The 18367-nt window shown below is 68.2% G+C and carries 15 protein-coding genes; 8 read left to right on the top strand and 7 right to left on the bottom strand.

The annotated features are described in order from the left end of the window. Positions 1 to 57: 57 nt before the first annotated feature. Positions 58 to 2865: a preprotein translocase subunit SecA gene (gene secA, locus RQG77_RS02065; protein ID WP_311243465.1), complete on the bottom strand. Its 2808-nt coding sequence runs from the start codon at positions 2863 to 2865 to the stop codon at positions 58 to 60. A 164-nt stretch (positions 2866 to 3029) separates the two neighbouring features. Between secA and RQG77_RS02060 the strand changes: the two genes are divergently transcribed. Together RQG77_RS02060 and RQG77_RS02055 are read left to right on the top strand one after the other, a co-directional pair. Further along, a complete protein-coding gene (locus tag RQG77_RS02060) occupies positions 3030 to 3632 on the top strand; it encodes a PadR family transcriptional regulator (protein ID WP_311243216.1) in 603 nt (200 codons plus the stop codon). A gap of 63 nt (positions 3633 to 3695) precedes the next feature. Next, positions 3696 to 5036 carry a hypothetical protein gene (locus RQG77_RS02055; protein WP_311243215.1) on the top strand — a complete coding sequence of 447 codons (1341 nt, stop codon included), beginning with the start codon at positions 3696 to 3698 and terminating at the stop codon, positions 5034 to 5036. A gap of 65 nt (positions 5037 to 5101) precedes the next feature. Here RQG77_RS02055 and hpf read toward each other — a convergent pair whose 3' ends face one another. From hpf to mtrA, 5 genes are all read right to left on the bottom strand, one after another. Further along, positions 5102 to 5758 carry a ribosome hibernation-promoting factor, HPF/YfiA family gene (gene hpf / locus RQG77_RS02050; protein ID WP_311243214.1) on the bottom strand — a complete coding sequence of 219 codons (657 nt, stop codon included), beginning with the start codon at positions 5756 to 5758 and terminating at the stop codon, positions 5102 to 5104. A 94-nt stretch (positions 5759 to 5852) separates the two neighbouring features. Then, positions 5853 to 6539 (bottom strand): phosphoribosyltransferase family protein, encoded by a 687-nt coding sequence (locus RQG77_RS02045; RefSeq protein WP_311243213.1) that lies wholly within the window; start codon positions 6537 to 6539, stop codon positions 5853 to 5855. A 140-nt stretch (positions 6540 to 6679) separates the two neighbouring features. Continuing rightward, complete coding sequence (locus RQG77_RS02040; protein WP_311243212.1) at positions 6680 to 8398, bottom strand: LpqB family beta-propeller domain-containing protein; 1719 nt, start codon at positions 8396 to 8398, stop codon at positions 6680 to 6682. Continuing rightward, positions 8395 to 10074, bottom strand: coding sequence for an MtrAB system histidine kinase MtrB (gene mtrB / locus RQG77_RS02035; protein WP_311243211.1), 1680 nt, complete (start codon positions 10072 to 10074; stop codon positions 8395 to 8397). The genes RQG77_RS02040 and mtrB overlap by 4 nt, the downstream gene beginning before the upstream one ends. Positions 10075 to 10081: 7 nt before the next feature. After that, positions 10082 to 10762 (bottom strand): MtrAB system response regulator MtrA, encoded by a 681-nt coding sequence (mtrA, locus tag RQG77_RS02030; RefSeq protein WP_056308458.1) that lies wholly within the window; start codon positions 10760 to 10762, stop codon positions 10082 to 10084. Positions 10763 to 10858: 96 nt separating this feature from the next. Between mtrA and RQG77_RS02025 the strand changes: the two genes are divergently transcribed. The 6 genes from RQG77_RS02025 (at position 10859) to RQG77_RS02000 (ending at position 17340) form a co-directional block, all read left to right on the top strand. Beyond that, on the top strand, positions 10859 to 12358 hold the full coding sequence (locus RQG77_RS02025; RefSeq protein WP_311243210.1) for a hypothetical protein: 1500 nt from the start codon (positions 10859 to 10861) through the stop codon (positions 12356 to 12358). Then, positions 12355 to 12996 carry a DUF4129 domain-containing protein gene (locus RQG77_RS02020; protein WP_311243209.1) on the top strand — a complete coding sequence of 214 codons (642 nt, stop codon included), beginning with the start codon at positions 12355 to 12357 and terminating at the stop codon, positions 12994 to 12996. The genes RQG77_RS02025 and RQG77_RS02020 overlap by 4 nt, the downstream gene beginning before the upstream one ends. Continuing rightward, on the top strand, positions 12993 to 14186 hold the full coding sequence (locus RQG77_RS02015) for a DUF4350 domain-containing protein (RefSeq protein ID WP_311243208.1): 1194 nt from the start codon (positions 12993 to 12995) through the stop codon (positions 14184 to 14186). The genes RQG77_RS02020 and RQG77_RS02015 overlap by 4 nt, the downstream gene beginning before the upstream one ends. A 102-nt stretch (positions 14187 to 14288) precedes the next feature. Beyond that, positions 14289 to 15212, top strand: coding sequence for a MoxR family ATPase (locus RQG77_RS02010; protein ID WP_311243464.1), 924 nt, complete (start codon positions 14289 to 14291; stop codon positions 15210 to 15212). Next, complete coding sequence (locus RQG77_RS02005; protein ID WP_311243207.1) at positions 15213 to 16520, top strand: DUF58 domain-containing protein; 1308 nt, start codon at positions 15213 to 15215, stop codon at positions 16518 to 16520. It abuts the gene before it with no gap. Positions 16521 to 16554: 34 nt separating this feature from the next. Beyond that, positions 16555 to 17340 (top strand): aquaporin, encoded by a 786-nt coding sequence (locus RQG77_RS02000; RefSeq protein WP_311243206.1) that lies wholly within the window; start codon positions 16555 to 16557, stop codon positions 17338 to 17340. A 27-nt stretch (positions 17341 to 17367) separates the two neighbouring features. On the opposite strand, the gene RQG77_RS01995 is transcribed toward RQG77_RS02000, so the two are convergent. Further along, positions 17368 to 18360, bottom strand: coding sequence for a stage II sporulation protein M (locus tag RQG77_RS01995; RefSeq protein WP_311243463.1), 993 nt, complete (start codon positions 18358 to 18360; stop codon positions 17368 to 17370). Positions 18361 to 18367: the final 7 nt, after the last annotated feature.

Below are 18367 nucleotides of genomic sequence, written 5' to 3'. Positions count from 1 at the left end.
AGCGACAGAAAGAGGGGTCGGATCCACTCGGATCCGACCCCTCTCGACGTGTCGCGCCTACTTCTTCTTCTTGCCCTGAGCGCGGCGTTGCTCACGGTTTCCCGCTGCCGACGCCGCCCCCTCGGTGCGCTGACCGAAGGCTCCGCGGGCAGCCTGCTCGGGTTCGGCCGCCTCGGCAGGCGCCTGCCGAGCCGCAGCCGCCTGGCGCAGCTTGTCGGTCGCCGCCTGCTGAACCTGGCCGCGATCGTTGCGGACCTCGACCTCGCCTGCATCGTTCGCTGCAGAGTACTCGAGGCGCTGCTCGCCGCCGCCGTCTGCCAGGCCCTTGGCCTCGACCTCGGCTGTCTGCGAGTCGCCTGCACGACGGACCTCGACCTCGAGGTTGTAGAGGTATCCGACGGACTCCTCCTTGATCTGGCCCATCATCGACTGGAACATCGCGTAGCCTTCGCGCTGGTACTCGATGAGCGGGTCGCGCTGCGCCATGGCACGCAGGCCGATGCCGTCCTTGAGGTAGTCCATCTCGTAGAGGTGGTCGCGCCAGCGACGGTCGAGGACCTGCAGCACGACTCGACGCTCGAGCTCGCGGGTGGCCGCGTCACCGAGCGACTCCTCGCGGGCCTCGTAGGCGATCTTCGCATCGGAGAGCAGCTCACGGGTCAGGCCGTCGGCGGTGATCCCGCCCTTGCGGCCCGCGGCTTCGGAGACGACCTCGTCGATCGTCACGCTCACCGGATAGAGGGTCTTGAGCTCGGTCCAGAGCGCGTCGAAGTCCCAGCTCTCGTTGTGGCCCTCACCCGTGTGGTCGCGCACGACGCCACTGATCGCGTCTTCGATGAAGTGCTGCACGCGGTCGGCGATGTCGTCGCCCTGGAGGATGTGACGGCGGTCGGCGTAGATCGCCTCACGCTGGCGGTTCAGGACGTCGTCGTATTTGAGGACGTTCTTGCGCATCTCCGCGTTGCGGGACTCGACCTGCGACTGCGCGCTGCGGATGGCGCGCGAGACGAGACCGGATTCGATCGGGACGTCGTCGGGGAAGTTGGTGCGCGCGAGGATCGCCTCGGCCGCTCCGGACTGGAACAGCCGCATCAGGTCGTCGGTCAGGCTCAGGTAGAAGCGGCTCTCACCGGGATCGCCCTGACGGCCCGAGCGACCGCGCAGCTGATTGTCGATACGACGGGACTCGTGGCGCTCGGTGCCGAGGACGTACAGACCGCCGGCCTCGATGACCTTCTCGGCCTCCTCGGAGACGACGGCCTTCATGGCCTCGTACGTCTCATCCCACGCGATCTCGTACTCTTCGGGCGTCTCGACCGGGTCGAGCCCCTTGCCCTTGAGCTCCTGCACGGCGAGGAACTCGGCGTTTCCGCCGAGCATGATGTCGGTTCCACGACCGGCCATGTTCGTCGCCACGGTCACGGCGCCGAGGCGACCGGCGCGAGCGACGATCTCTGCCTCGCGCGCGTGGTTCTTCGCGTTCAGGACCTCGTGCTTGACGCCCTTTTTGGCGAGGAGTCGCGAGAGGTACTCGCTCTTCTCGACGCTCACCGTGCCCACGAGCACCGGCTGGCCGTTCGAGTGGCGCTCGGCGATGTCCTCGACGACCTGCGCGAACTTGGCGGTCTCGTTCTTGTAGACGAGGTCGGACTGGTCCTTGCGGACCATCGGACGGTTCGTCGGGATCGGGATGACGCCGAGCTTGTAGGTCGACATGAACTCGGCCGCCTCGGTCTCGGCGGTGCCCGTCATGCCGGCGAGCTTGTCGTACAGACGGAAGTAGTTCTGCAGCGTGACGGTCGCGAGGGTCTGGTTCTCGGCCTTGACCGGCACTGCCTCCTTCGCCTCGATCGCCTGGTGGATGCCCTCGTTGTAGCGGCGCCCGACCAGGATGCGACCGGTGTGCTCGTCGACGATCATGACCTCGTCGTTCATGACGACGTAGTCCGTGTCCTTCTTGAACAGCGCGAGGGCCTTGATCGAGTTGTTGAGGAACGAGATCAGCGGGGTGTTCGCGGACTCGTAGAGGTTGTCGATGCCGAGGTAGTCCTCGACCTTCTCGATGCCGGGTTCGAGCACGCCGACGGTGCGCTTCTTCTCGTCGACCTCGTAGTCGACGCCCGCCTCGAGAGTGCGCGCGATCTTCGCGAACTCGGCGAACCAGCGGTTCGCCTCGCCCGACGACGGACCCGAGATGATCAGCGGCGTTCGGGCCTCGTCGATGAGGATCGAGTCGACCTCGTCGACGATGGCGAAGTAGTGCTCGCGCTGGACGAGGTCTTCCTTGCGCCACGCCATGTTGTCGCGGAGATAGTCGAAGCCGAACTCGTTGTTCGTGCCGTAGGTGATGTCGGATGCATACTGCTCGCGACGCACAGCCGGTGTCTGGCCGGAGACGATGATTCCCGTCGACATGCCCAGCGCGCGATACACGCGGCCCATGAGCTCAGCCTGGTAGCTGGCGAGGAAGTCGTTGACGGTGATCACGTGGACGCCCTCACCCGCAATCGCGTTGAGGTAGGCGGGGAAGGTCGCGACGAGCGTCTTTCCCTCACCGGTCTTCATCTCGGCGATGTTGCCGAGGTGGAGTGCTGCGCCACCCATGATCTGCACGTCGTAGGCGCGCATGCCGAGTGTGCGCTTCGCCGCCTCACGGACAGCGGCGAACGCCTCGGGCATCAGCTGATCGAGGGACTCACCCTTGGCGAAGCGCTCGCGCAGCTCGACGGTCTCGTTGCGCAGCTCATCGTCGGTGAGCTTGGAGATGTCCTCTTCCAGCGCGTTGACGGCCTTCACCACCTGGTTCAGGCGACGGATGACCCGCCCTTCACCCGCGCGCAGCAGCTTCTCAAGAGGATTGGCCACAGATGTCATCTCCCTGTCGATGGTTCCGGCGGCGCCGCTGGTCGGGCGCGTGCCAGGCATACCTTGCCATGTTACCGGTCCGTGACCTGCACGTCGTCTGCATGGCGCACCCGCTTCGCGTTTCCGAGTATGTATATATTGATCCACGACACCGGGAGGTACACATGTCGGTACGCCAGAGCCTGCTCGCGATTCTCGCGCAGGGTCCGTGTTACGGCTACCAGCTGCGTCATGAGTTCGACCGGCGCACGGGCTCGGTCTGGCCGCTGAACGTCGGCCAGATCTACAACACTCTCGAGCGCCTCGAACGAGACGGGCTCGTGGACCGCGGCGACGCTGATGCGCAGGGTCACGTCTACTGGGAGATCACCGAGGCCGGGATGACGGAGGTCGACCGCTGGCTCGCAGCGCCCGTGGAGCGGAATCCGGCGACCAGGGACGAGCTCGCGATCAAGCTGGCCGTCGCGGCGACGCTTCCCGGGGCGGACGCCACGGACGTGATCGCAACGCAGCGCGCGGCCTCTCGCCGTCATCTCGGGGCGCTCCGCGATGTCAGAGAATCACGGGAGGACGACACACCTGAAGGCCTCGCCTGGTCACTCGTCGTCGATTCGATGATCTTCGCGGCGGATGCCGAGCTGCGCTGGCTCGAGCATGTGCAGGGCCGCCTCGCCGAGCATCCGGAGCATGCGCTCGCGCTCGAACTGACGGCCGACCGCCCCAAGAGAGGGAGACCCGCTCGACCGCCCGTCGCCGCGCTCGTCTGATCGGCGTTCGCCTGGAGCGGATGCACAGCCAGCACTCTCGTTCGGGAAACTAGGATCAGTCCTATGGCTGGAATATGGGGCAGACGCAAGCGCGAGCAGGAAGAACTGGCCGCACAGGATGCCGATCTGGCACGCCGTGCCGAGCAGGCGCTCGTCGCCGCGGATGAGCGGATCCGAAGCACCTCCGACGAACTCGCGTTCGCTGAGGCCGAGCTCGGAGGGCAGCTCACCGGAGACCTGAAGAAGGCGCTGAGCGCGGTGCGCACGCATCTGCGCGAGGCGTTCCAGATGCACCAGCTCAATCACGACGAGATCCCCGACACCGCGGAAGAGCTGCGTACCCGCAACGCACGCATCGTCCAGCTCTGCGACTGGGCGCAGGATCTGCTCGACGAGAAGACGACCGACCTCGCCGCCTCCGTCGCGAAGGTCCGCCGTGCGCCGGAGGTCATCGCCCAGGTGCGCAAGGATGCCGCCGAGCTGAGCTCGCGCATCCCTCACACGAACGAGACGGTCGCCCGTCTCTCCGCACGCTACGCGGACTCGGCGATGCATCAGATCACCGCCAGCGCCGCCGAGGCAGAGCAGCTCATCGCCTTCGCCACCCACGGCGCCGCGGTCTCCGAGCGACGCCGCGCGGCCAAGCAGAACGAGGAGGCCAACCTCGCCCTCGAGACGGCGACCGAAGCGACGCGGCGCGCATCCGCCCTGCTCGACGCGGTCGAGGATTTCGAGATCGAGGCTCTGCGTGCGGAGTCGACACTCGCCGAGGTCGTCGCCGACTCACGCGGCGATCTGATCGCCGCGCGCACAGCGCCGCAGACTCCCGCCGTCGCGACGGCCGTGACCGCTCTGCAGGACGCTCTCAGCGCCCTCTCCCCCGCGGGCTCCCCCGGCGACCCGTTCGCCGAGCTGTCGCAGCTCCGCGAGGCGAACACCGCACTCGACGACGCGATCGCCACGGCTCGCCACCGCGCAGAGCACCCGCTCCCCAGCATCCAGCAGGTCCAGCACGCGATCGACGATGCTGACCGCCAGCTCGGCGTCGCCCGTGGGCTCATCGCCGGACACCGCGGCTGGATCGGGGCGGACGCCCGCACTCGACTCGCCGAGGCCGAGCGCCTCCGCGTGGATCTGTCCGATCTCCTCCCCGCCGAGGAGACCCGCGACCAAGCGCTCGCGAGCGCACGACGGGTGGCACACCTCGCCGCTGAGGCATTGCAGCTCGCCCAGCGCGACATCGATTCGTCCCGCCCGCAGGATCAGGGCTGGGGCGGCGGCGGCGACGGCTGGGGTGGCGGCGGCTGGAGCGGCGGCGGGCGACGAGGTGGTGGTGGAGACATCGCGTCCGGAATCCTCGGCGGCCTCGTGATCGGCAGCATCCTGGACGGCATCTTCGACTGACGCGCACGGCGCAGACGCGAGAACGGCCCGGCTCCTTCAGGCGCCGGGCCGTTCGCTTGTCAATCTCAGGAGGCGAGGGCCTCAGAGGGCGGCGCCGCCGTCTCGAGAGCGATCACGCCGTAGTCCCAACCCTTGCGTCGGTATACGACGCTCGGGTGATCGGTGCGCACGTCGACGAACAGGAAGAAGTCGTGTCCGACGAGCTCCATCCGGTCGACCGCCTCTTCGACGGTCATCCACTCGGCGCCGAAGTTCTTGGTGCGGATGACGACGGGCGAATAGACCTCGTCCTCGTCGTTCTGAATGGGCACTGCACCCGTCGCGACTGCGCGAAGCACGTCGACAGAGGCCGGCTGGACGTCGATGCCCTCCAGCGCTCCGCTCTCCTTCTCGAAGTGCGCCCCGCGGGGATGCTGTCGGCCGTCGACTCGCTTCTCCTTGGCCCTGCGCAGCTGCTCCGCCATCTTGTCGACCGCGAGGTCGAGGGCGACGAACTTGTCGCCGTCTGTGGCCTCTGCACGGACGACCGGCCCCTTGCTGACGAGCGTCAGCTCGACCGTTTCGTCGGGCACGTGCCCGTTTCGGTACACCCGATGGGTGACCTTGACATCCAGTCGTTGCGCCCGCGACGCGAACGTCTGGATCTTGGCGATCTTCTCCTCGACAACGGTGCGGAATCGGTCGGTGATACCCACCCCGACGCCAACGATGCTCGTTTCCATTGCTGCCTCCTTGTCCCGGTCCTCCCGGCCAAGGGCGGACCGTGGTCGCCTTGTGACCCCCAACGGTAGTCCGCCTGACCGCGGATGTCACGGGTCATTTCCTGCGTGTCCCCGATGCGTTCGCATTCCGTTCGCTGTGACGTGGTGTGGCGGCCAGTGCGAGCGCCGCGAGCACATGGAACCCGGCGGCGCGGAGCGCCCGCTCGGCCTCATCGAAGGTCGCACCCGTGGTGACCACGTCGTCGACGAGCACGACGGCATGCCCCTCACCAGGCCGCCGGGCGCGCATGGTGCCTCGCACGTTCTGCGCCCTGCCCTCAGCGTCGAGCCCTCGCTGGTCGGTGCTCCGGCCACGCGTGCTCAGCAGCCTGGATGGCGCAGCCCCCGCCCTCCGAACGAGGAGATCGGGCACTCGGTAGCCCCGTCGTCGGTATGCGGCCCTCGTCGTCGGAACGGGCACCACGAGGACGGTTTCTCCCGGTGACTCCGCCAGCACCTCGTGGAGCACCTCGCCGAGCGCCTCCCCCAGCGGACGGGCGAGCAAGGTCTCGCCCTCGTCCTTGACGCGGCGGATGCACCGGGCTGCGACCGACTCGAAGGACATCGCGGCGCACACACGCAGGCCGCCGGGCGAGGTCCACTCACGAGGCGCGGATCGAAGGCCCTCACGACACGACGCGCACAGCATCGTCTCGGGCTCACCGCAGCCCGCACACGACGCCGCGAGCAGCAGGGCGAGCATCTCCGTTCCGACAGCGCGGACGGCGGCGAGTGAGAGCATCCGTCGATCCTCGCCGAACGTCGTCGCCGGGGAGCACTCGGCCGGTCCGGCCCCCGGTCGTTGTCAACAGGTCCGCTCTTCGGACGACTCTGCAGAAGAAGACGATTCTGGAGAAGAAGACGATCCTGCGGAAGCGACGGTCAGTGTCCTGCTCTGGTTGCCAGCAGCGTGACTCCGTCGATCGACTCGCTCCACGCGGAACCGCTCCGTGCGAACACTCCGCCTTCAGCACCGAGCACCCGCACACCCGCCGGAGCACGGGACCCCGCGATCGAGACGGCCCCCGTCGGAGCGACCTCGGACGTGCCCGGTCCTCCCACGATCTGCGTGAGGACCATCCGGTCATCGGGGTCGGTCAGCAGCCCGAGGCGGTCGGCACCCAGCCAGACGAGCCCGCTGACCCCGCTGTCGAGCTGCGCCAACGGCTCAGCGGGACCGAGTTCGGTCGGCACGCCGGCCTCGTCGCGGACGATCGCGGAGACGACGACCCAGCGCTCACCGCCGATCACGACGACCGCTGCGATGCGAGCGCCGTCTGCGGAGACGCGCACGGCGGAGACCGACGAGGCATCCGGCCACGCTCCGGTGATCGCATGCGGAGAGACGTCACTGCCGATCGCCTGAAGCGCCGACGGCGCGTTCGAGGGCACGGACCAGGTGTAGTCGAAGGGATCCATCGAGGGTCGGATAAGCGACGCTCTGGCATCGAGCTCGTTGAAGCCGTCATCGCTCGTCACATACACATGCCCGTCCGCGAGCAGGACGGCCGCGTGCGAACCGTCGATCGCGACATCGATCGCGCTGATGGGCTGGGTGGCACTGAGGATCTCGTCCGACACTCCCGGGATCGGTGTGATCTCGCTGCCGACGAGTGCGCCGAACTCACCGTCCTTCAGGATGAGGCTGCCCGCGTCCGCAGGATCTTCGATGACTCTGACGACGCCGGCGTCGAGTGTGCGCCCGTCGACGCTGAACATGACCTGGTCGACCTGCACCCCTGCGGCGTTCAGCGTCGCCTGCAGCTGCGTGCGCATGCGTGCGAGCGTCGTCGCATCGAGGCCGAGGGCCGCGCGATTCAGCGCGACGTCGGCGACCTGGTCAGGACCGATGGGCACGGCGTCACGGGCGAGCTGCACGCCCTGCGGGAAAGCACTCTGGACCGCCGGGTCGAGCCACGGACTCGGCGCTCCACCGATCAGGGACTGCGCGATCGTGGTGGCGATCGTGGCGCGGCGCGGGAACCACCGCACGTCGGGAACCAGTCTCTCCCACGTCTGGTCGTAGTACTGCAGCGCGTAGTCGTCGTAGACCCGCGAGAACCGGGATTCATCGATCACGACGCCGTCGGGGGCCTCCGCGATACGCCACTGCCCATCCTCGAACACGACGACGAAGGCGGAGTTCGACGGCCCGAAGGCCTCGGAGTACGCTCCGGTCGCGTCGACACTCGCGACCTGATCGAACCTGACCCTCACCTCGGCGGAGTCCCCGTCACGGGCATCCACATCATCATCGACACTCGAGGTGAAGGAGCGCGTGGCCCCGCTGATGTCGATCGACACCCCGGTGTTCGGGCGCCAGGTCGATGCGAGATCGGGCGTGAGGAACTTGCGCGCGGTGTCCCAGTTGTCGGCCGGAGTGATCGCGGCCTCCATGAACCCCTCGACGATCGCCGCGGGTCCCGCCCCCTCAGCGGGGCCGGAGGCGAGTGGGAGGAAATCCTGATCTTCGGGCGATGCACCGAGCGCGAGCCCCGGCTGCACGTCCCCCGTCGTGGGAAGACCCGAGCAGGCGGAAAGGAGCAGAGCGGCCGTGACGACCGCCACCCCGCGCAGCACGCGTCGAGTCCGCGAGATCATTCGAGACTCCCTCGGTCGAAGAGCTCGGCCGGAAGATCGGCGAGCTGGATCGGCTGCGTGGCATCACCGATCTCGCCGAGCGAATCCTGGGGCTCGAGAGGGATCGGCGACGGCCCGTCCGGGGCGTCGCCTCGGCGCGGAAGGGTGAGCACGAAGTTGGTGCCGACGCCGAGCTCCGACCACACGCCGAGTGCGCCCCCATGCAGGGTCGCGTCGCCGAGGGCGATGGAGAGCCCGAGGCCCGTGCCTCCGATCGTGCGCTGACGTGACGGGTCGGCTCGCCAGAACCGGTCGAACACGCGCTCGGCATCCGCCGGGTCCATGCCCAATCCGAAGTCACGGACACCCGCAGCCACCGCATGCTGGTTGCTGTCCACCGTCACGATGATGGGACGCCCCTCGCCATGCTCGATCGCATTGCCGATCAGGTTGCGGAGCACTCGCCGCACGCGGCGCGGGTCCATGTCGACCGGAGAGTATCCGCCTGGCGCGACGAGGCGCAGTTCGCTGCCACGTCCGTCGGCGAGCGGCTGCATCTGCTCGATGATGTCCTCGGCGAGGTGCGCGAGGCTCGTCGCCTCGAGTTCGAGCTGCACGGACCCGGCGTCGTAGCGGCTGATCTCGAGCAGGTCGGACAGCAGCGTCTCGAATCTCTGCACCTGGGTGTGCAGGAGTTCTGTGGTCCGTGCCGTCGTCGGGTCGAACTCCGCGCGCTGATCGTTCAGCATGTCGGCCGCGAGCCGGATGGTCGTGAGAGGCGTCCTGAGTTCGTGCGACACGTCGGAGACGAACCTCTGCTGCACGAGGGAGAGCTCGCCGAGCTCCTTGATCTGGGACTCGATACTGTCGGCCATGGCGTTGAAGGAACGCCCGAGCGTCGCGATCTCGTCTTCGCCGTGCACGTCGATGCGCACGGCCAGATCACCCGACGCCAGTCGGGCACTTGTCTCGGCGGCCTCGACGATCGGGGTCGAGACGGTGCGCAGTACGACGAACGAGATCGCGGCAACGATCGCGATGAGCCCGATGCCGGCGATCCACAGTGTGCGCTGCACGAAGGTGAGGGTGTTGTCGGCGTCCGCGAGGTCGTAGGCGAAGTACACCTCGAACGGTCCGGCCTCGGGCACCTGGAGCTGCTGCCCCACGATGACGCCCGGCACGGCCCGACCGTCGACGTCGAGCGACGCGGACTGCCAGGACTGCCAGTCGTCGAACTTGACCACGCGGTTCCGGAGAGCCGGGCTGATGCTGTTGGCGCTCAGGCCGGCGGTGAAGCCGTTCAGAGAGACGGCGCCAGCGTCGCCGTCGACCCGGAATCCGGCGAGACCCTCCGCGGTCGAGTTGCGGCCGAGGTCCTCCTGCACGCTGTCCCACAGCTCCCGCAGCGCTGCGGGGTCATCGCCCAGTGCCGTGGCGTCCAGCGTCGTCTGCGCCTGGTTCACCGAACGAGCCGCATCTTCGAGCGCCTCGTTCTTGCGCGATTCGAACAGGTCGTTCTGGATCACGAGCGCCATGGTCACACAGGTGATCAGGATCGCGGTCGAGGTGAGGAGCAGCGTGATCGTCAGCGTCCGGAACCGCAGGGATCGTCGCCACAGAGCCCGGGTGACGGTGGGCCAACCGCGCCAGTCGCGGATGACAGCGACCGCCGTGGTGGTCGCTGCGGTGGCGGCCATGGTGCGCTTAGCCCGCGCTCCCGGCACGGTAGCCGACGCCACGCACCGTCATGACGATCTTGGGGTTGTCCGGGTCGAGCTCGACCTTCGCGCGGAGGCGCTGGACATGCACGTTCACGAGGCGAGTGTCTGCCTTGTAGTGGTAGCCCCAGACCTGCTCGAGCAGCATCTCTCGCGAGAACACCTGCTGCGGCTTCGAGGCGAGCGCGACGAGCAGCTGGAACTCGAGCGGCGTGAGAGCGATGGGAGCCGTGCCCCTTCGCACCTCATGTGCGTCGACGTCGACGGTGAGGTCGCCGACACGCAGCTGCTCCCCCACGGTCTGAGGCGAGGGGCGCAGACGAGTGCGGATGCGGGCGACGAGCTCCTTCGGGTTGAAGGGCTTGACGATGTAATCGTCCGCGCCGACCTCGAGGCCGCGGACGACATCGGCCGTGTCGCTGCGGGCAGTGAGCATGATGACGGGGACTCCGGACTCGGCGCGGATCCGTGCGCAGATCTCGATTCCGTCCATGCCGGGGAGCATCAGGTCGAGCAGCACGAGATCGGGACGCTGAGTGCGCCACTCCTCGACGGCCCGTGCACCGTCGGCGCAGAACACCGGCTCGAAGCCCTCCGTGCGCAGCACGATGCCGATCATCTCGGCGAGCGCGGTGTCGTCGTCGACCACAAGAATGCGTGAGGTCATAACTGTTACCTTATGGCACTCAGTACCACGACCCCCATGTCTACGCGCCCGAGCGGTGTTGTGACACGATGGGAGCGCACGACGGAGGGAGTGCCGGTGAGCGGCCAGACGTGGACCCCTGCCCCCAAGAAGGGCATCATCCCCCTGCATCCCATGACGTTCGGGATGCTGTTGACCAGGTCGTTCGCGGCGCTGCGTCACAACCCGAAGGTGCTCTTCGGCTTCGGCGTCGTGATCCAGCTCGCCGTGGTGGTGCTCAGCGCCACGGTCATGGGCTTCGTGTTCGTCACGACGTTCACACGACTCGAATCGCTGTCTGTCGCTTCACCCGACTTCGAGGCCGTGTTCGCCGGCACCATCGCGATGAACATCGTCGCCGGCATCGCCGTGGGTCTGGCGTCCATCGCCTTCACCGCGCTGATGCAGGGCGTCGTCGCGGCCGAGATCGGCTTCGCGGCGATCGGTGTGAAGGCGACCCTCGGGACTCTCTGGCGCAAGATGATCCCGTCGTTCTGGCGACTGGCGGGCTTCGCCTCCCTGTCCATCATCTTCGTCTTCGGCATCATCGTGATCGTCTTCCTCGTGATCGCCGGCTTCATCGCCGGCGGGCTCGGAGGCTCCGCCGAGGCCATCGGTGGGATCGTGATCCTCGTGGTGCTGCTCGTGCTGGCGACCATCCCGCTCGTCGTCTGGCTGACGACGAAGCTGCTCCTCGTTCCGTCGATCCTCGTTCTCGAGAGGGCGAAGTTCCGCGACGCGCTCGTGCGGTCATGGCGTCTGACGCGTGGTCGGTTCTGGGTCGCCTGGGGTGTCACGTTCCTGATCGGCGCCATCATGGGCGTCGCGATGCAGGTGGTGAACCTGCCCGTCTCGCTGGTCGGCTCGATGCTCGGTTCGGTGATCGCGCCGACGGGCTCGTCCGACACCGCGGGGATCATGGCGTTCGTCTTCGCCCTCCTCGCGCCACAGATCCTGCTTCTCGTGCTGCAGGCGATCACTCTCGTGGTGCAGAGCAGCGCAGGCACCCTCGTGTACCTCGACAGCCGGATGCGGTACGAGGGGCTCGACCAGGCCCTCATCAGCCACGTCGAGCGCCGCGATCTCGGATGGACGGATGAACAACTCGGTGACCCGTTCATCGTCGACCCCGAGCGGGCCGTGTCGAGCGCTCCGCCGCCGCAGCAGGTCCCGGAGTGGGCGATGATGACGACAGGCCATGAGATGCAGCCGTACCCGGTCCAGCAGTACGGCGGACAGCCGTATCCGGGACAGTACCCCGCGCAGCCGTATCCGGGACAGCACCCCGCGCAGCCGTACCAGGGACAGCCTTACCAGGGACAGCCGTACCAAGGGCAGCCGTACCAAGGGCAGCCGTACCAAGGGCAGCCACCTGCCGCGCCGCAGTACCCCGCTCAGCAGACTCCTTCCCTGCCGCCGTATGCCCAGCAGCCGGCAGCACCCCAGCCACCGGCAGCACCCCAGCCACCGGCGGCATCCACACCTCCGCCTGCATACTCGCCGCCCGCGTCACCTCCGGCCGAGTCCGCTGACTCGATCTGGGCCGCGCCCGGTGCGGGCGACGAAGGGTCGGCATGATCCGTCCTCTCGACGACGTGCTCATCCCCGACGGGGAGGAAGCACGGAAGTGGGCGGAGCAGGAGCTCGCCGACCCGCGTTACGCCGATGCGAAACCGACCTGGTTCGACATGCTCGCGCGCGACATCGGACGATTCCTCGCCGATCTGTTCAACTCCGACAACAGCGCGAACGTCGGTCCCTCCGCGTTGATCATCGTGAGCATCATCGTGTTCGGAGCGCTCCTCGCGGCGCTCATCATCTGGGGGCGCCCGCGTCGAGCCCAGGCCGTCCGGCGCGCACGAGGCGATCTCCTCGGAGCAGACGACGACCGATCCGCGACGCAGCTACGGGCAGATGCTGATCGATGCGCACGGGCAGGCGACTGGGACGAGGCCACGATCCTGCGGTTCCGCGCGCTCGCCAGAGGTCTTCTGGAGCGGGATCTCATCGATCCTTCCCCCGGGGCGACCGCGCAGGCGATCGCCCGAGAGGTGTCTGTCGTATTCCCTCTCGAGACGGCACCCGTCCGCGATGCGGCTGTCTCGTTCGACGACGTGCGCTATCTGCGGCATCCCGCCACAGAATCGAGCTATGCCGAGCTCGCCGCGACCGATGACCGCCTGAGTGCGCTGCGACCGGAGGCGGTGAACGCGTGACGGTCATCGGGCAGCGCGATGCGTCGGCATCCACCGCGGAACGCGCTCCGCGCGGTCGACGTCTGAAGTCTCTTCTCGGGTGGGCCATCGTGGTCGCGCTCGTGCTCGGAGGAGTCTTCGTCGCGACCCAGGTCGCCGTCCGCATGCCCGACCAGCGCGGCTCGCTCGATCCCGAAAGCGTCAGCGACTCCGGTGCGATGGCGCTCGCTCAGATCCTCGACGACCAGGGTGTCGAAGTCTCGGTCTTCCGCTCCCGCGCCGAGGCACGGGCAGCACTCGACGAGAACTCCACACTCGTGATGGCCAACCCGTACACGCTGTCCGACGACGGGATCACCGAGCTGATCGCCCCTGCCGAGAGAGTCGTCTTCCTCTCCAGCAGCACGCATCTGCTGAACCTCCTGCGCATGGGGGACAACGCCGCAGCGGACCCGAGCCCGGTGGATGCCGACTGCAGCATCCCCGAATTCGCCGACGTCGGCGACATCCGTCCCGACCGCATGTTCGCCCCGGGTGACGGCGTCGACGGATGCTTCGGCACTGACGACGCCTCGGCCGTCCTCGTCGACGAGGACGACGGCACGACGCGCATCGTCGTCGAAGGCGCACGTCTGTTCAGCAACGCCTATCTCGCGGACGACGGCAACGCCGCGCTCGGACTCGCTCTGCTCGGCCAGACGGACCGTGTCGTCTGGTACATCCCGAGCTTCAGCGACACGGACATCGAAGGCGAGATGCCCGACAGCCTCGGTTCGCTCACACCGGGCTGGGTGACGCCGGCGATCCTGCTGCTGATGATCGCCGGGCTCGCGGCCGCACTGTGGCGGGGCCAGCGCTTCGGCCCGCTCGTCGCCGAGACGCTGCCCGTGACCGTCCGCGCGTCGGAGACGATGCACGGACGTGCCCGTCTGACGGCGAAGGCGGGTGACGCCGCCCACGCGTCTGAAGCCATCCGCGACGGGAGCAGGCGCAGGCTGGCCCGCAGACTCGGGCTCGCCGTGAACGCGACGGCGGAGCAGATCGCGGATGCCGCCTCAGACCGCCTCCGGATCCCGCGCGGCACTCTGCACGACCTTCTCGCGGGTCCCTCCCCCACCGACGATCCGTCGCTGATCGACCTGGCGCGTCGGCTGCAGGAGCTCGAGAGCGCCGTCGACGACTCCACCACCATCGAGCGGAGACCGGAGTGATCCGCCGACCACCACGCCGAACCGCCGTCCATCCATCCGAACGGAAGCCGAGGACACCACGTGACCGCTGAGAACTTCAACGACGCCGAGCTGCGTCAGGCCATGCACCGCGTGCGCACCGAGGTCGATAAGGCCGTCGTCGGCCAGGCGGGCACGGTGACCGGTCTGCTGGTCTCGCTGCTCGCACGAGGGCATGTGCTGCTCGAGGGCGTACCCGGTGTCGCCAAGACCCTCGTGGTCCGCTCGTTCGCTCGAGCACTGGGCCTCGACACCAAGCGGGTGCAGTTCACTCCCGACCTGATGCCGGGCGATGTGACGGGGTCTCTCGTCTACGATGCGCGTACGGGCGAGTTCGACTTCCGTGCAGGCCCGGTGTTCACCAACATCCTGCTCGCCGACGAGATCAACCGCACACCACCGAAGACTCAGGCAGCTCTGCTGGAGGCCATGGAGGAGCGGCAGGTGTCGGCCGACGGCGTGAGCCGCGCCCTGCCCGATCCCTTCCTCGTCGCGGCCACGCAGAACCCGATCGAGCACGAGGGCACGTACTCGCTGCCCGAGGCGCAGCTCGATCGCTTCCTGATGAAGCTGGTGGTGGGCATGCCCGAGCGTGACGCGGAGGTGTCGGTGCTCCGCAAGCATGCGTCGGGCTTCTCGCCCCGCGAGCTCACGGGTGTCGAAGCCACGGTGACCGCGGACGAGATCCGTGCGGCTCAGGCCGCAGCCGGACGCGTGGACGTGACGGACGACGTGCTGGGCTACGTCGTCGATCTCGCCAGAGCCACGAGGCAATCGCCCTCCGTCGAGCTCGGCGCGAGCCCGCGAGCATCGACCGGCCTGCTCGCCGCGGCGAAGGCCTGGGCCTGGCTCAACGCGTCGTCGGCCGTCACTCCCGACCACGTGCAGACGATGCTCGTGCCGGTATGGCGCCACCGCCTGCAGCTGCGCCCCGATGCCCAGATGGAGGGCGTCTCGGCCGATGCGGTCCTGACCTCGGTCGTGCAGCAGACCAGGGTGCCGATCTAGGTGTTCGTCACCGGCCGTCTCGCGCTCGCCGTCGCCGTCGGCATCGTCCCGCTCGTCCTCGCAGGACTCGCGGGCTATCCGCCGTACGCCGCGCTCGGCGTCTGGGTGGGACTCTGCGTTGTCCTGATCGTGCTCGACGTGCTGCTGGCGCCCAGCCCGCGCTCGGTCGTCGTGACCAGGCGCGTGCCGACGCGCACCCGTCTGGGTGAGCTCGTACCGGTGAGCGTCGCGCTCCAGAACCAGGGCCCTCGCACGCTGCATGCGCTGATCCGCGACGCCTGGCAGCCGACGGCGGGGGCCGTCGAGGGCCGTCAGCATCTCAGCGTTCCGTCGGGTGAGCGCCGCCGCGTGTCCATCCCCCTTCTCCCTCGGCGCCGCGGCGAGCTGTCGAGTGAGTTCGTGATGATCCGCTCCCGGGGACCGCTCGGGATCGCCGGTAGGCAGGCACGTCACCGAGTGCGTGGAACCATCCGCGTGCTTCCCGCCTTCTCATCGCGCAAGCATCTGCCCTCCCGACTCGCACGCCTGCGTGAGCTCGACGGCAACACCAGCATCCAGGTCCGCGGCCAGGGCACGGAGTTCGACTCGCTCCGCGAGTACGTGCGAGGCGACGATGTCCGCTCGATCGACTGGCGCGCCACGGCTCGCGCCGGCACCACCATGCTTCGCACCTGGCGTCCTGAGCGCGACCGCCACGTCGTGATCATCATCGACACCGGCCGCACGGCAGCCGCACGCGTCGGCGACGGTACACGGGTCGACGCCGCACTCGAGGCATCTCTGCTGCTCGCCGCGCTCGCCGCGCGTGCGGGCGATCACGTGCATCTGCTGATGTACGACCGTGTCGTGCGCGCACGCGTCACCGGCGTCGAGGGCAACGCCCTCCTCCCCGCGCTGACCGACGCGATGGCTCCTGTGCATGCCCGTCTCGTCGACACCGACTGGCACGGCGCGTTCGCTGCCGTGCGAACACTCACGACGCGACCCGCGCTGATCGTCGTGCTGACCGCGCAGGATGCGGCGGAGTCCGCCCGGGGATTCCTCGGAGCCTTCCCGGACGCCTCGCGGGCGACATCGATCCTCGTGGGGTCGGTGACCGACGACGGCATCGCCGATCTCGCACGGCAGCGCGGATCACGCGAGGAGATCTATCTCGCGGCTGCTGCGGAACGGACGATGCGAGACGCCGAGAACGTGGCGGATGCCGTCCGACGTGCCGGCGGTGAGGCGATCGCAGCCGACCCCGAGACCCTGCCCCCGCGGATCGCCGACAGGTACCTCGAGTTGAAAGCCGCCGGGCGCCTGTGAGCACCCGGACCGGACGCAGGAAGTGACGAAGACCATGAGCGACGCGCGCAACCGATCCTCCACGATGACGGTCCGTCTGACCGCCGAGGCCTTCGGCTCGTCCGCACTCGTCCTCGCCATCGTCGGCTCCGCGATGTTCACCGCACGGTTCGGCGCGGGCACCGACACGAGCGACCAGGGCATCGGATTCGTCGGCATCGCCCTCGCGGCCGGATTCGCCCTCACCGCCGCGTTCTACGCGTTCGGACCGATCTCCGGTGGTCACTTCAACCCCGCAGTGACCGTCGGCGTCGCCGCTGCCGGTCGGATGCCGTGGCGCGAGGTGCCCGCGTACATCGTCGCCCAGTGCGTCGGGGGCCTGATCGCCTCGACCCTGGTATTCCTGATCGGCCTCTTCGGTCCCGACGGCTGGCTCGAGGCGCAGCGCGTCGAGGGTTTCGCCAGCAACGGTTTCGCCGCCGCCTCGCCCGCGGGGTTCGGGCTCGGCGCCGCGATCATCGTCGAGGCGCTCTTCGCCGCGGTCCTCGTCCTCGTGATCCTCGGGGTGACGCACCCGGTTCGCGGCACCCCCATCGGTGGTGTCGTCGCGGGCCTCACTCTCGCGGTCATCCACCTCGTGATCCTGCCGATCGACTACGCCTCGGTGAACCCCGCCCGATCCATCGCCACCGCCCTGTACGGGAACGCAGAGGCCCTCACCCAGCTGTGGGTGTTTCTCGTCTTCCCCGTCGTCGGCGCCCTGCTCGCAGGGTTCGCGTATCGAGGGCTGTTCGACGTACCGGACCGCGGCAGCGAGAGCGTGGCTGAACGCGCCCGCTGACAGGAGCAGAAGTCGGACGAACTCGGGTCAACCAGCCAGGAGTCGCGGCGTCCCCGCTTCGTACTCGACGAGATCTCCGGTCTCGCCTCGGCGGTATGCACGTCCGCCGATCACGAGCATGTAGATCAGGAAGGCGGCGAGCGCCGCCACTCCGATGCCGATCTTGACTGGCCAGGGCAGCGCCCAGCCGGTGACGAACCCCTCGATCAGTCCGGAGACGAACAGCGCGAAGACGAGTCCGATCGCCACGGTCGCGAGCGATCGGCCCTCGGCTGCGAGGGACTCCCCGCGTGATCTGTTGCCCGGGGCGACCCACGACCAGAACAGGTGCAGCCCGCCTGCGGCGGCGACGAAGATCGAGGTCATCTCGAGAAGACCGTGGGGAAGGATGTAGAGGATCATGACGTCGACCTGGTCGTGCGCCGTCATCACCGCGGCCGACACGCCCAGCCCCATCGCGTTCTGCACCAGCACGTTGATCGGCCACAGCCCCGTGATGCCGAACAGCACGCACTGCAGGGCGATCCAGGCGTTGTTCCACCAGACCATCCCCATGAACACCGCGGCGGGGTTCTCGGTGTAGTAGCCGGTGAAGCTCTCGTCCGCATACTGCTCGAGCGCATCCGGTGGCCCGAGGGTCGCGAGCAACGCGGGATCCGACGAGATCCAGGCGGCGGTCCCGACGACGATCGCGATGAACGAGACGGCGATGACGAGAGTCGTCCAGCGCAGCCGGTAGAGCGCGGCGGGCAGCTGCCGGGAGAAGAATCGCGCCGTCTGGGTGAGGATGCTGTCGGAGGCTCCCGTCAGCCGCAGTCGTGCGCGCACGAGGATCGTGGACAGATACGCACCCTGCGGTGATTCACCGACGGAGGTCTTGAGTTCGGCGAGATCGGCGGATGCCGCACGGTAGCGGACGATCATCTCGTCGACTCCCTCGCCGTCGAGCCGGGCGCGACTCAACTGCTCCAACCGCTCCCACTCGGCGCGGCGTGCATCTGTCAGCGCATCGGCATCCACCTGATTT

It is taken from the genome of Microbacterium sp. WCS2018Hpa-23 (genome assembly GCF_031843845.1).
Taxonomy (GTDB): domain Bacteria; phylum Actinomycetota; class Actinomycetes; order Actinomycetales; family Microbacteriaceae; genus Microbacterium.
This window is presented reverse-complemented; position numbering and strand designations above follow the sequence as displayed.

Excerpts from the sequence above, each read along its gene's own strand:
- RQG77_RS02060 (WP_311243216.1), top strand. The coding sequence starts at position 3,030 with ATGTCGGTACGCCAGAGCCTGCTCGCGATTCTCGCGCAGGGTCCGTGT.
- RQG77_RS02055 (WP_311243215.1), top strand. The coding sequence starts at position 3,696 with ATGGCTGGAATATGGGGCAGACGCAAGCGCGAGCAGGAAGAACTGGCC.
- hpf (WP_311243214.1), bottom strand. The coding sequence starts at position 5,758 with ATGGAAACGAGCATCGTTGGCGTCGGGGTGGGTATCACCGACCGATTC.
- RQG77_RS02045 (WP_311243213.1), bottom strand. The coding sequence starts at position 6,539 with ATGCTCTCACTCGCCGCCGTCCGCGCTGTCGGAACGGAGATGCTCGCC.
- RQG77_RS02040 (WP_311243212.1), bottom strand. The coding sequence starts at position 8,398 with ATGATCTCGCGGACTCGACGCGTGCTGCGCGGGGTGGCGGTCGTCACG.
- mtrB (WP_311243211.1), bottom strand. The coding sequence starts at position 10,074 with ATGGCCGCCACCGCAGCGACCACCACGGCGGTCGCTGTCATCCGCGAC.
- mtrA (WP_056308458.1), bottom strand. The coding sequence starts at position 10,762 with ATGACCTCACGCATTCTTGTGGTCGACGACGACACCGCGCTCGCCGAG.
- RQG77_RS02020 (WP_311243209.1), top strand. The coding sequence starts at position 12,355 with ATGATCCGTCCTCTCGACGACGTGCTCATCCCCGACGGGGAGGAAGCA.
- RQG77_RS02010 (WP_311243464.1), top strand. The coding sequence starts at position 14,289 with ATGCACCGCGTGCGCACCGAGGTCGATAAGGCCGTCGTCGGCCAGGCG.
- RQG77_RS02000 (WP_311243206.1), top strand. The coding sequence starts at position 16,555 with ATGAGCGACGCGCGCAACCGATCCTCCACGATGACGGTCCGTCTGACC.